Origin of the sequence: Lactobacillus sp. JM1 (assembly GCF_009834385.1) — a bacterium.
Lineage (GTDB): Bacteria > Bacillota > Bacilli > Lactobacillales > Lactobacillaceae > Lactobacillus > Lactobacillus paragasseri.
Map to the genome: position 1 here is coordinate 1,268,083 of NZ_CP044412.1, position 12,988 is coordinate 1,281,070.

Sequence of the window (12,988 nt, forward strand, 5' to 3'; positions counted from 1 at the left end):
GATGAAACCTCTTGCTTTTCGTATGCGACCCAAGAACTTAGATGAAGTGGTTGGACAAGAACATTTAGTAGGAAATAAAAAAATAATTAGAAGAATGGTTGAAGCCAAACTATTGTCTTCAATGATCCTTTACGGTCCCCCAGGTATTGGAAAAACTAGTATTGCCAGTGCAATTGCTGGTTCTACCAAATATGCTTTTAGAAAGCTTAACGCAGCAACAGATACGAAAAAGGATCTTCAAATTGTTGCTGAAGAAGGAAAAATGAGTGGCACAGTTATTCTTCTTTTGGATGAAATTCATCGACTGGATAAGACCAAGCAAGATTTTCTTCTTCCGCTTTTAGAATCAGGTAATATTATTTTAATTGGAGCAACAACAGAGAATCCATATATATCCATCTCTCCTGCTATTCGATCCAGGTGTCAGATTTTTGAATTACATCGACTTAAAAGTACTGATATCTCGAAGGCAATTGATCGTGCACTTACCGATTCTGAAAATGGTTTAGGAAAGTACAATGTTGAACTAACAAAAGATGCTCGTAACCTTTTAATAGACAAAGGAAATGGCGACTTAAGATCAACGCTTAATGCCTTAGAATTAGCTGTTTTATCAACTGATCAAGAGAAAAAAACTAAATCTCCTAAAGATAAATTAATTATTGATAAAGCAGAAATGCAAGATTCCATTCAATTCAAGTCCCAAAGCTACGATGCAAGTGGTGATGGCCATTATGATTTAGTATCTGCATTTCAAAAATCAATTCGCGGCTCTGATACTGATGCTGCCCTTTATTATTTAGGTAATCTTTGTGAATCAGGCGACCTAGTAGCAATTTGCAGGCGTTTATTAGTAATTGCATATGAAGATATTGGCTTAGCAAATCCACCTGCATGCAGCCGCGTCGTTAATGCAGTTCAAGCTGCACAAATGGTTGGCCTTCCAGAAGCACGTATTATTTTGTCAAATGCAGTTATTGAACTTTGTTTATCTCCTAAAAGCAATAGTGCAATTGTTGCAATTGATTCTGCAATAAGTGACATTCAAAATAAGCAAAATGATCCTATACCTGATAGTTTAAAAGATGCGCACTATAAAGGAGCACAAAACCTAAACCATGGAGTTTCATATGTCTACCCACATGATTACCAAGGAGATTGGGTTGCCCAACAATATTTACCTGATAATTTAAAAAATGTATCTTATTTTAAACCTAAGGGTAATTCAAAAATAGAAGATGCACTTAAAAGACAGTATCTTCGACTTAAAAAGATGCAACATGACGGCTTACAAAAGTAAATTCAATTTGTTGACATTAACTGTATCTTTGCTAGAATATAGTTGATCTGAGTTGATCAACCTAATTACAAAGTTGACCGATCAAACTAAAGACGTTGGAATTTATGAATAACATCTGAATCGGAATACTAGTCTAATCTAGGATCCATATTCACTGCGACATAGATTCAAATATTGAACACTGCGGGTTCAACAAGCGTCATTACGTTGCAGTCAACTCAGATTCCATTGAAATTTAAGGAAGCGGCGTAAGCCGCTTTTTTTATTAAGTGAGGGTTTACATAAGTGGTATTAAAAGTCTTAATGCTAATTTTTATATTATTAGTATTTATTACAGCTTGGTATTTAGTTAGAAGTAAGAACAAGGGACAATTTATCATTTTTACTTTTATTGGAAACAGCAAAATCAATACTTTGTTTACAGTAACAAGTTTAGTACTAGTTTTAACCGGTATTATTGGAATTATTATCTTGTTTACTTTACCCAAAATATTTAATTTCATTACCTTGATCATTGCTGCAATGGCTATTTCAATTTTTTCTTTCACCTTTATGAATTTAAATGAATAGTTTTATTACTCTATTTAAATCAAATTTTGGTAAAATATTGATGGAGAGGTGATCAACATGTTAAAACAATACCAACATATCCAAGTTGCCGTAGATGGTTCTAAAGAAGCTGACGTTGCATTTAGCAAAGCTGTTGAAGTAGCCAAAAGAAATGGTGCTACTCTTGAAATTCTTCACGTAGTAGATACACGTGCCTTTCAAGATGTTTCAAGCTTTGATTCTGCAATGGTTGAACAAGTATCTGAAGAGGCAAAAACTAAAATCGAAGAATATTATAACCGCGCAAAAGATGCCGGTGTTAAAGATGTTCATTACTCAATCGAATTTGGTTCTCCAAAGAATATCATTGCTCATGAATTTCCTGAAGAACACAATATTGACTTAATTATTCTAGGTGCCACTGGTTTAAACGCTGTTGAAAGACTTTTAATCGGTAGTATTACGGAATACGTTACTCGTACTGCAGCTTGCGATGTTCTAGTAATCCGTCAGCCAGCCGCACAAAATGAAGATATTAAGAAAAATCAAGAAAATTAACGGTACCAAAAAGACCTTATCCTAAATGGACAAGGTCTTTTTTTAACTTAAAAATCTCCTGCAGTACTAAAAATATAGTCTTTATGGTGCCATTTCATTGATAAAATGAGTCCAATACCGATCATATTACCCAGCAAGGCAGATCCCCCTTGAGAAACAAACGGAAGCGGGATACCAGTTAAAGGTAATAGATCGATTCCCATTCCAATATTTTCAAAAACATGGAATAAGATCATCATAATAATCCCAGTAGAAATGTATGAATAAAATGCATTTCTTGTTTCAAAAGTAATTTTAACCATTTGAAAAATTAGATAGAAATAAATCAAAATCAAAGCACAGCATCCAACAAATCCTAATGATTCACCAATTACTGAGAAAACCATATCTGATGTTCTAACTGGAACATAGACACTCACTTTTCCAAAACCATGGCCCCAAATTTGACCAGACCCAATTGCCTTCATACTCTGCCATAACTGATAGGCACCTGATGAAGTATCTTGAGAAGGATTAAGCCAAGAGTTAATTCTTTGAAATTGATAAGCTCTAAAATTAAACGTACTTCCTAAAAATGCCTGTCCCCCAGGTGTAGTAACCAAAAGAATAGCTGCCGCGCCAATAATAAAAACTAATCCATAGACTGGTATAATTATTTTCCAGCTTATTCCTGAAACTAAGATTACTCCACCAACAATTGCAAAAAACACAAGCATAGTACCAAAGTCATTCTGCAACTTTAGTAAAACTGCAACTGGAATTAGCCAAGCAAAGATTTTTCCAATTAAAACGCAATCAGTTTTAAAAGTATGGGCATATTGCTCATTATGTCGTTCTACTACCCTGGCTAGCATCAAAATGAAAGCCGGTTTCATTACCTCGGATGGCTGAAAAGTTAATGGTCCAAGTTTAAACCAACTCTTTGCACCAGTATCTTGAAACACCTGCTTATTATATAAAAACAGCACAGCAATTAATAAAATGATACCTATACCATAAGCTATGGGCGCGATTTTAAAAAGCTGTTCTGCATCAAATTGCATCACAAAAATTACTAATCCAATTGAAACTAAATACCATACAGCTTGAATTAAAACAGCTTTTTTGGGACTTCCCATCTTGGGATCATTTACTGTTGCCACCCAAATACCATACAGACTGATGACTGCTAATAAAAAGACTGGAACTACAACACCCCATGCGATGCGATCATACCAATCTGCTTTATTTTCAACTTTTGTCATTGTATATCCCTACTTTGTTTATTTTTCATGCAAAGTAAAGTATGAAAGTAATTCATTAATAGCACTTTCTAACGTCTTAGAGTAAAGGCTATGGTTAGTTTTAGAAGATACTACATGATAGCGTTCCTCTTCTTGTTCAATAATTCCAATAGAACGCTTACCTGGAATAATAACTTCCCATGTAGGCATAGGAGTGCCCTTTCTTTCATTAACTTCAATATCAATACTTTCCAATTTTCTAGACATATATATATTCTCCTACTTTTTATTCGAATGAAATGCCTGCGCAATAATTTCATCTTCATATCGTTCCGGATGCGGATTACGGCGCAGGGTAAAATAATCCGGTACTGGATCTACTCCTCCCTTAACAAAAGGATTACAGCGTATTATTCGCGATATTCCCATTATTAAGCCTAAAATTGCCCCATGCTTTTTTAAAGCGTCAATCATATAAGTTGAACATGTAGGATAATACCTACATGTTGGTGGCAAAATTGGAGAAATAAACTTCTTATAAACATTTACCAACCCAATTAACAATTTATTCATTTTAACTTAAAAATTCAAAAAAATGAACCCATGTACTAGGAAAGAAAATTGCAAAAGGATTACCGCTTGCAACACCGCATCCAATAAGTGCTCCTAAAAGCATTGTCACAAACAAATACAAAATTATCTTTCCCACTTTTTTTAAATGTTTATTTACTAATGAAAAATCAAAACTTTCTCTATTCATAATTAGTGTCTCTGGTGATTTTCAATATTTTTAAGTAATACACCTGTACCATTTGCTACAGCTTCTAATGGATCGTCGGCTTTTAACACAGGGACTTGAAGATAGTAAGTAATCAATTTATCAATATTCTTAAGCAAAGCTCCACCACCAGTCAGCATAATACCACGATCAATGATATCCGCCGATAATTCTGGTGGAGTTTGTTCCAAAACTTCTTTTGTTGCTGCAACAATTGACATTAATCCATCTTCAAGAGCTTTTTGCACTTCTAACTCATTGATTGATACCTGCTTTGGCAAGCCATCAACCATATCACGTCCTCGGACAGTCATTGTCTTAGTTGGATCAGCCTCAAAAGCAGTTCCTAACTGAATCTTAATCTGCTCAGCAGTATGTTGACCAACCAAAAGATTCTTGCTTCTCTTAATATAACTTGCAATGGCCTGATTCATCTTATCACCAGCCCAACGAAGTGAACGAGAAGTTACAATTTCTCCCATTGACAAAACAGCAATATCTGTCGTACCACCACCAATATCAATAACCATATTTCCTTGAGGTTTAAAAATATCTAGGCCAGCACCAACAGCTGCTACTTTAGGCTCAAAATCTAAATATACACGTCCACCACCAGATTTTTCAGCTGCTTGAATAATTGCTTTTTGCTCAATTGAAGTAACCCCTGTAGGAGCACAAATCAAAATATTTGGTTTAGACATAAAACCTTTTACATTTAATTTTTCAATAAAGTAGCTGAGCATCTCTTCTGTGATGTCAAAGTCAGCAATAACACCATTCTTTAATGGTCTAATGACTCTAATATTACCTGGTGTACGTCCTACCATCTTATATGCCTCAGTACCGACTGCGACAACTTTATCTTTATCAGTATCAACAGCAACAACAGAAGGTTCATTCAAAACAATCCCTTTGCCGGATACATTTATTAGAACATTTGCGGTTCCTAAATCAATTCCTATATCTCTTGCCACGCTAGTGCCTCCAGTATTTAATCATTAAAAATTGTAACATAAATACCGCTTTACTTTAAGAACAAGTACAAAGAACTGCCATTCTAAACAATTTCTTATGAAAATCCTTAAAAAAACATCTTTAAAGCAAGTGATTGATCTACTAAGGCTAAAATAAATTGCCCTACTAAAAAACCTAATGCAATAGAAATAAAAAGTAAAAAGATTTGAATTTCAAAAGTATGACCTTTCTTGAATAATTGATCAACTCTCAATCCTTTTACAGCCTTAAAAGAAAATGCAATAGTTACCAAATATGTAATAAGACTAACAACAGCATGAACTCCCACTTGTTTCATCATATAATTTTCTCCATAAAAAAAGACGAACAAGATGTTCGTCTTTTTCTTCTATTATTTGCCGTAATTTTCACGTACATGTAATCTATTAACTGCACGACGCAAAGCAATTTCAGCTTCTAACATTTCTCTTTCGTTATGTTTCTCTTTAGCTTCTTGCATGTGTTGTTCAGCACGCTTCTTAGCTGATTGAGCACGTTCAACATCGATGTTGCGCGCACGTTCTGCACTATCTGCTATGATCGTTGCTTCATTATTTGAAAATTCAATGTAACCACCATTAACAGCAATGTGGTCAACACGATCATTCATTTCATGCGTTCTCTTTACTCGAACTTCACCAATAGCTAAAGGAGTAACGATTGGAAGGTGATCATACATAATCGTACGTTCACCATCAATTGCTCTCATTGCTACCATAGTTGCATTATGAGAATAGACAATTCCATCTGGTGTTACAACGCTAACTTTTAAAATCTTTTCTGGATCTGCCATAACGCATCACCCTACTTTGCTTCTAGCATTGCTTTTGCTTCAGGATTTTTAGGAGTAACTCCCATCTTTTCAGCCTTTTTGACAACGTCTTCAATCGGACCAACGTTACGGAAAGCATCTTCTGGAAGATCATCTAACTTACCATCAATGATCATCTTGAATCCTTTAATTGTTTCTTTAATTGGAACATAAGAACCTGGAAGACCAGTAAATTGTTCAGCAACAAAGAAGTTTTGCGAAAGGAAGAATTGAATCTTTCTTGCACGTTCAACAATTAATTTTTCATCGTCTGATAATTCATCCATACCTAAAACGGAAATGATGTCTTGCAATTCTTGATAACGTTGCAAAATATGCTGAACTTGAACAGCAACTTCATAGTGCTCTTCACCAACAACTTCTGGATCTAATGCACTAGAAGTTGATTCAAGTGGATCAACAGCTGGATATATACCTTGTTCAACCAAACGACGTTCTAGGTTAGTAGTAGCGTCCAAGTGAGCAAATGTAGTTGCTGGAGCTGGGTCGGTATAGTCGTCAGCTGGAACATAAACAGCTTGAATAGAAGTAATAGATCCCTTCTTAGTTGAAGTAATACGTTCTTGCAATTGACCCATTTCAGTTGCTAAAGTTGGTTGATAACCAACGGCACTTGGCATACGACCAAGAAGAGCTGAAACTTCAGAACCAGCCTGAGTGAAACGGAAGATATTATCAATAAACAATAATACGTCCAAACCTTCAACATCGCGGAAGTATTCCGCAATAGTCAAACCAGTTAATGCAACACGCATTCTGGCACCAGGTGGCTCGTTCATCTGACCAAAGACCATGGCAGTCTTTGATAAAACTCCAGATGCCTTCATTTCAAAGTAAAGGTCATTACCTTCACGTGTTCTTTCACCAACACCAGTAAATACGGAAATACCACCGTGTTCTTGAGCGATGTTATGAATTAATTCCTGAATAATAGTTGTCTTACCAACACCGGCACCACCGAATAGACCAACTTTACCACCACGAACATATGGTTCAAGCAAATCGATAACTTTAATACCAGTTTCAAGAATTTCTTCACTCGTACTTAACTCATCGTACTTAGGTGCTTCTTTATGAATACCTTCACGTTTTACATCTTTACCTAAAGCAGGACCACCATCAATTGGATCACCTAATACGTTAAAGACACGTCCTAAAGTATCTTTACCAACAGGAACAGAAATTGGAGCACCAGTGTCTTCAACTTCCATTCCACGTCTCAAACCGTCGGTAGATTCCATTGAGATAGTTCTTAAAACACCATCACCAAGTTCTAGTGTAACTTCAAGAACAAGAGTATCACCATTGTTATTCGTGACACGTAAGGCGTTATTAATATCAGGCAAATCTTTATCTAGTGGAAATTCCACATCAACGACAGGTCCAATAACTTGGACAATTTCGCCTTTACCCAAAACATCTACCTCCTTTTCTATTTTATTCTAAGGCATTTGCTCCACCGATAATTTCAGTAATTTCGGTAGTAATCTGTGCCTGTCTTGCTCGGTTCAATTTTGTCTTCAAACCAGATACAACATCATCAGCATTTTTAGATGCACTCTGCATTGCAGTCATTGAACTGGCATGTTCTGCAGTTTTAGCATCCAAAATAGCACCAAAGATCATTGATTTAGCAAACTGTGGTAAAACTGTTTTTAGCACTGAATCAACATCTGGTTCAATAATATAATCTTTTGGCATTGTATCTTTATGATTAATATCAATGTCAGATATTGGAAGCATGCTCTCTACTCTAAAAGCAGAAGTCAATGTATTTACGTGGTGCGTATAACAAACGAAAAGCTCATCATAAACGCCATTTAAATACATTTTAACAGCAGTCTGGATAATGTCTCTTACTTCATTGTAAGTTGGAACATCACTTACTCCGCTATATTCATACACAACATTTAGATTTTGTTTCTTAAAGAATTGTGCTGCTACACTACCAACTGCCAAAATTTTAACGTCTTTATCTTGAGCATCAGCATCTTTAAAAATACTCATCATATTCTTAATAACTTGACTGTTATAAGAACCAACTAAACCTCTATCACCACTAATTACTAAGTAACCAGTAGATTTAATTTTCTTACGAGGTTGAACTAAAGACGCAAGAGTACCTAAATCAAAAAAGTTACTATAATCGATGCTGGCAGAGCCACCAAATTCGTTATATTCTTTGGTTTCTTTACCTAATTGCTTCACAATTTGTGAACTCATCAAGTGAGAAACTGTTGCTCTAACCTTATCGTTATAAATAGTATATTCTTGATCCAGCTTTTCAGTTCTATTCAGTTTAACACCAGAAACCATTCTCATAGCTTCAGTGATCTGACCTGTCTTCTGGATTGAAGCAATCTTTTTTTTCAGTTCAAGGAGAGATTCTGCCAATGAAAAAACCTCCTCTTCTATTTCTTACTGATTGAAAAACCTTCGTTGAAGTTCTTTAAAGCTTCGTTAAGCTTATCTTCCTCAGGTAAATCTCCCGTTGTCCGGATCACATCAAGCAAGTCATTATAGTTACTTGCAAAGTAATCATATAATTCAAGTTCATAACGTTGAATATCCGGTACAGGGATAGCATCCAAAAAGCCATGTGTTAAAGCATAAAGAATCAATACTTCATCTTCAACAGGAAGTGGCTTATGAAGTGGCTGCTTCAATACTTCAACAGTACGACGTCCACGGTTTAACTTAGCTTGAGTAGCTTGGTCAAGATCACTACCAAATTGAGCGAAACTTTCAAGCTCTCTATATGAAGCTAAGTCAACACGCAATGTACCTGCTACTTTCTTCATAGCCTTGATCTGTGCACTACCACCAACACGAGAAACAGATTCACCAGCGTTAATGGCAGGACGAGTACCAGCGAAGAATAAGTCGGCTTCCAAGAAAATCTGTCCATCAGTAATGGAAATAACGTTAGTTGGAATATATGCCGAAATATCTCCAGCTTGAGTTTGAATAAATGGTAAGGCAGTCATTGAACCGCCACCAAGTTTCTTATTCAGCTTAGCACTACGTTCCAGTAAACGAGAGTGTAAGTAGAATACGTCACCTGGGTAAGCTTCACGACCAGGTGGACGACGAAGAAGTAAGGAAATTTCACGGTAAGCAACGGCTTGTTTACTCAAGTCATCAAATACGATTAATACATCCTTACCATTGTACATAAACTCTTCACCCATAGCAGTACCTGCATATGGAGCGATGTAAAGCATTGGTGCTGGTTCACTAGGTCCAGCTTCTACTACAATTGTGTAGTCCATAGCACCAAATCGTTTTAAGGTTTCAACAGAGTTTTTAACTGTTGATTCCTTTTGACCAATGGCAACGTAAATACAAATGACATCTTGTCCTTTTTGATTAATGATAGTATCTAAAGCAAGAGCAGTTTTACCTGTCTTACGGTCACCAATAATCAATTCACGCTGTCCTCGACCAATTGGAACTAAAGCATCGATAGCTTTAATACCAGTCTGTAAAGGTTGGTTAACGGATTGTCTATCCATAACACCAGGAGCTTTACTTTCGATAGGTCTAGTTTTATCAGTCTTAATCTCACCTAAACCATCTACTGGTTGTCCTAATGGGTTCACAACACGACCAATTAATTGATCGCCAACAGGAACTTCCATAATTCGACCAGTACGCTTAACTTGGTCACCTTCACGAATATCATCAAAGCGACCTAAGATGATGATACCAACATCATTAGCTTCTAGGTTTTGCGCAATACCATATGAACCGTTAGAAAATTGTAACAATTCACTTGATAATACGTTATTTAGACCGTGAGCACGGGCGATACCGTCACCGACGTAGGTAACAGTACCAACTTCGTTGACGTTGAGCTTATCATCATATTTCTCAAGTTGTTGCTTGATCAAAGCGCTAATTTCTTCCGCTTTAATGCTCAATGGTTTCACCTCTTTTATCTATTTTCAATTAATTGCTCACGAATTTGTTGCAATCTAGTTCTTATCGAACCATCAATAATGCGATCCCCGACTTTGAGGATTATACCTCCTAAGATACTGGAATCCACTTCATTTGTCAGAACCAATTTCTTAAAACCATACTTCTTAGCATAAGCTTGACTAATACGATTTAACTCGTCCTCATCAAGATTAATAGCACTCACTGCTGTGCCAGAAGCAATATTTTTATCTTCATCATAGAGCGCATCAAATGCGTTGATAATTTCAGTCAAGGCATTGAATCTTCCATATTCTAAGAGAAAGTCTAAAAAATTCTTTGTCTCAGAAGAAAACTCGCCACTAAAACTTGATAAAAAATCTTCTTTTTGATTCTTTCGAATAATTGGATCGCTTAACAAGCGTAGCATATCAGGATTCTCTTTAGCGACTTGAAGCAACACATTCATATCTTCGTGTACTTCATCAAGCTTTTTAGCATCCTGTGCATAAGCAAACAAAGCTTTACTGTATCTGGAAGCAATTTCTTCTCTACTTAAAGCCATTAGTCATTCAGCCCCTTGATAAATTGATCTACCAAGTCCTTTTGATCTGCAGCAGATAAACTCTTACTAATTACTTTTTCAGCAATTGCTACAGAAATATCTGCTACTTGATCACGAGCTTCGTTTAAAGCATCTGTTTTTGCTTGCGCAGCGTCTTTAGATGCTCTTTCTCTAATTGCGGCAGCTTCTTGATCAGCCTGACTAATAATACTACTCTTAGTCTTTTCCGCATTGCTCTTTGCAGTAGAAAGAATTTGTGTTGCCTCCTGTTTAGAGTCTTTCAAGGCCGCTTCACGTTGATTAGCAAGAAGAGCTGCCTTTTTACGGTCACTTTCTGCTTGATCAAGGTCGCTGATTACCTTTTGACGACGCTTTTCCATCATCTTTGTTACTGGGCCCCAAGCAAAATGCTTAACCAAAAGGAGCAGAGCTGCAAAGATCAGAAGATAGTAAAGCGTATCTCCTAACTCTAATTTTAAGGCTGCAAACATAAATTGCATGTCTCAACCCTTCTTTCTCGTAATTACGATCTTATCTCTAAAACGCAAATTACAGGAATAGAATCAAGAAACCAATAACGATAGCCAAAATAGGAACGGCTTCGATCAAACCAACACCGATAAACATAGTTGATCTCAAGTTGTTAGCAGATTCTGGTTGTCTTGCGATACCTTCAATAGTTTTTGAAATAACTTTTCCGTTACCCCAGGAAGCAGCTAAAGCAGCTAAACCGGCGGCAATTGCGGCAGCTAAATATTTCATAGAAAAAACCTCCGTAAAATTATTCTTCAGTAACCTTCTTACCAATGTACACCATTGATAAAGTTACGAATACATATGCCTGGATAGAGCCAATAAAGACAGAGAAGCCTTGCCAGATTAAAGTTAGTGGAACCGAAGCGATGACGGTAAACCAACCCGCACTCTTTGCAAAACGTCCACCGATTAAAGTTAGTAAAACTTCACCGGCATAAATATTACCGTAAAGACGTAGTGATAACGTCAAGAAATTGGTAAATTCCTCAATAATATTGATTGGAAGTAAAAATCCAACCGGTTTTGCATAATTTGCAAAATAACCTTTAGCACCAAACTTCTGAACACCAAAGTTATAAGACAAAAGCAATGTCATCATAGCCATAGTCATTGTAATCAATGGGTTGGCAGTTGGTGATTTGACAAGGATATGGTCATTAATTGAAAACTCAAAGAACAAACCTAACTGATTCATAAAGAAAATGAACATAAATAGGGTAAAGGCATAAAGAGATAGATGTTTTTGTGCATCTACATCAGCAACATTATCTTTAACAATTCCATTTGTAAAATCAATTAGATACTCTAACAAATTTTGCTTTTTATTAGGTTTTAAAGAAACATTGCGTCCTAAATACCAAACAAGAAAGAAAACCGCAATTGCGACTAACGTTCCCCCTAAGCAGTTAGTTACATTGAAATTCAAGCCGAATACATTAACGACTACAGATTTCTCATTCACTTCGTGACCTCCCTTCTTGTGCTGAATACCTCAAACACACTAAAAATGATAACACCCAAAAATTTCAATTTCAAAAGATTTTTGAGTAAAATTACTTAGTTCCGAACAATCTATCTCCTGCATCCCCTAGGCCTGGATAGATGTAACCGTTATCCATCAATTTTTCATCTTCTGCTGCTGCATAGATGTCAACATCTGGATTTGCTTCTTGAACGGCCTTTACACCTTCAGGAGCTGCTACTAAAACAGCTAAGCGAATGTTTTTAGCACCGCGCTTCTTTAATGCTCCAATAGCCATATTTGCGGATCCACCTGTTGCAAGCATTGGATCAACAATAATACATTCACGTTCTTCAATATCTGGTGGCATCTTGAAGAAATATTCATGTGGCTTTAAAGTTTCTTCATCACGATACATACCAATATGTCCAACTTTTGCAGATGGGATCATTTGAAGAACACCATCAACCATTCCAAGACCAGCACGCAAAATTGGTACAATAACCAATTTCTTACCTGCTAATTCTTTTTGAGTTGACTTTCCAATTGGAGTTTCAATCTCAACATTCTTCAATGGCAAATCACGTGTCATTTCATACACCATGAGTCCACCAATTTCACCAACAATTTGACGAAATTCATTCGTACCTGTATCCTTCTTACGAATGATCGTCAACTTATGTTGGATCAACGGGTGATTCAAAACGGTAAACTTACCCATAATGGCCTCCTATTTTAAAAATAATACTT

At 36.2% G+C, this 12,988-nt stretch carries 18 protein-coding genes; 3 read left to right on the forward strand and 15 right to left on the reverse strand.

The window, feature by feature from the left end:
- The first annotated feature begins 1 nt into the window (after position 1).
- From F3I00_RS06470 to F3I00_RS06480, 3 genes are all read left to right on the forward strand, one after another.
- Positions 2 to 1,300 (forward strand): replication-associated recombination protein A, encoded by a 1,299-nt coding sequence (locus F3I00_RS06470; RefSeq protein WP_020807179.1) that lies wholly within the window; start codon positions 2 to 4, stop codon positions 1,298 to 1,300.
- A gap of 285 nt (positions 1,301 to 1,585) precedes the next feature.
- Positions 1,586 to 1,870: a hypothetical protein gene (locus tag F3I00_RS06475; protein ID WP_003648576.1), complete on the forward strand. Its 285-nt coding sequence runs from the start codon at positions 1,586 to 1,588 to the stop codon at positions 1,868 to 1,870.
- A 57-nt stretch (positions 1,871 to 1,927) separates the two neighbouring features.
- Positions 1,928 to 2,407 (forward strand): universal stress protein, encoded by a 480-nt coding sequence (locus F3I00_RS06480; protein WP_020807180.1) that lies wholly within the window; start codon positions 1,928 to 1,930, stop codon positions 2,405 to 2,407.
- A 47-nt stretch (positions 2,408 to 2,454) separates the two neighbouring features.
- Here F3I00_RS06480 and F3I00_RS06485 read toward each other — a convergent pair whose 3' ends face one another.
- From F3I00_RS06485 to upp, 15 genes are all read right to left on the reverse strand, one after another.
- Positions 2,455 to 3,651, reverse strand: coding sequence for an FtsW/RodA/SpoVE family cell cycle protein (locus F3I00_RS06485; RefSeq protein ID WP_003648574.1), 1,197 nt, complete (start codon positions 3,649 to 3,651; stop codon positions 2,455 to 2,457).
- 18 nt (positions 3,652 to 3,669) lie between these two features.
- Positions 3,670 to 3,897, reverse strand: coding sequence for a DUF2969 domain-containing protein (locus tag F3I00_RS06490; RefSeq protein ID WP_003647078.1), 228 nt, complete (start codon positions 3,895 to 3,897; stop codon positions 3,670 to 3,672).
- Between the two features lie 12 nt (positions 3,898 to 3,909).
- Positions 3,910 to 4,203: a membrane protein insertion efficiency factor YidD gene (gene yidD, locus F3I00_RS06495; protein WP_020807181.1), complete on the reverse strand. Its 294-nt coding sequence runs from the start codon at positions 4,201 to 4,203 to the stop codon at positions 3,910 to 3,912.
- Position 4,204: 1 nt separating this feature from the next.
- Complete coding sequence (locus F3I00_RS06500) at positions 4,205 to 4,390, reverse strand: DNA-directed RNA polymerase subunit beta (protein ID WP_003648572.1); 186 nt, start codon at positions 4,388 to 4,390, stop codon at positions 4,205 to 4,207.
- A 2-nt stretch (positions 4,391 to 4,392) separates the two neighbouring features.
- The gene (locus F3I00_RS06505) at positions 4,393 to 5,382 is read right to left on the reverse strand and encodes a rod shape-determining protein (protein WP_020807182.1); all 990 of its coding nucleotides are present in this window, start codon (positions 5,380 to 5,382) and stop codon (positions 4,393 to 4,395) included.
- Between the two features lie 107 nt (positions 5,383 to 5,489).
- Positions 5,490 to 5,723: a DUF1146 family protein gene (locus F3I00_RS06510; RefSeq protein ID WP_003648570.1), complete on the reverse strand. Its 234-nt coding sequence runs from the start codon at positions 5,721 to 5,723 to the stop codon at positions 5,490 to 5,492.
- Between the two features lie 51 nt (positions 5,724 to 5,774).
- A complete protein-coding gene (locus F3I00_RS06515) occupies positions 5,775 to 6,215 on the reverse strand; it encodes a F0F1 ATP synthase subunit epsilon (protein ID WP_003647073.1) in 441 nt (146 codons plus the stop codon).
- Positions 6,216 to 6,226: 11 nt separating this feature from the next.
- Positions 6,227 to 7,669, reverse strand: a complete 1,443-nt coding sequence (gene atpD, locus F3I00_RS06520) for a F0F1 ATP synthase subunit beta (RefSeq protein ID WP_003648568.1) — start codon at positions 7,667 to 7,669, stop codon at positions 6,227 to 6,229.
- A gap of 22 nt (positions 7,670 to 7,691) precedes the next feature.
- Entirely contained in the window at positions 7,692 to 8,648 is a 957-nt protein-coding gene (locus tag F3I00_RS06525) for a F0F1 ATP synthase subunit gamma (protein WP_003648567.1), read from the reverse strand.
- Positions 8,649 to 8,665: 17 nt separating this feature from the next.
- Positions 8,666 to 10,177 carry a F0F1 ATP synthase subunit alpha gene (gene atpA, locus F3I00_RS06530; protein ID WP_004897610.1) on the reverse strand — a complete coding sequence of 504 codons (1,512 nt, stop codon included), beginning with the start codon at positions 10,175 to 10,177 and terminating at the stop codon, positions 8,666 to 8,668.
- 14 nt (positions 10,178 to 10,191) lie between these two features.
- The gene (locus tag F3I00_RS06535) at positions 10,192 to 10,740 is read right to left on the reverse strand and encodes a F0F1 ATP synthase subunit delta (protein ID WP_003648565.1); all 549 of its coding nucleotides are present in this window, start codon (positions 10,738 to 10,740) and stop codon (positions 10,192 to 10,194) included.
- Positions 10,740 to 11,240 (reverse strand): F0F1 ATP synthase subunit B, encoded by a 501-nt coding sequence (gene atpF, locus F3I00_RS06540; protein WP_003648564.1) that lies wholly within the window; start codon positions 11,238 to 11,240, stop codon positions 10,740 to 10,742. The genes F3I00_RS06535 and atpF overlap by 1 nt, the downstream gene beginning before the upstream one ends.
- A gap of 49 nt (positions 11,241 to 11,289) precedes the next feature.
- Entirely contained in the window at positions 11,290 to 11,502 is a 213-nt protein-coding gene (gene atpE / locus F3I00_RS06545) for a F0F1 ATP synthase subunit C (RefSeq protein WP_003648563.1), read from the reverse strand.
- Positions 11,503 to 11,521: 19 nt separating this feature from the next.
- Positions 11,522 to 12,238, reverse strand: a complete 717-nt coding sequence (gene atpB / locus F3I00_RS06550; protein WP_003648562.1) for a F0F1 ATP synthase subunit A — start codon at positions 12,236 to 12,238, stop codon at positions 11,522 to 11,524.
- Positions 12,239 to 12,329: 91 nt separating this feature from the next.
- Positions 12,330 to 12,959, reverse strand: a complete 630-nt coding sequence (gene upp / locus F3I00_RS06555) for a uracil phosphoribosyltransferase (protein WP_003647066.1) — start codon at positions 12,957 to 12,959, stop codon at positions 12,330 to 12,332.
- Positions 12,960 to 12,988 lie beyond the last annotated feature (29 nt).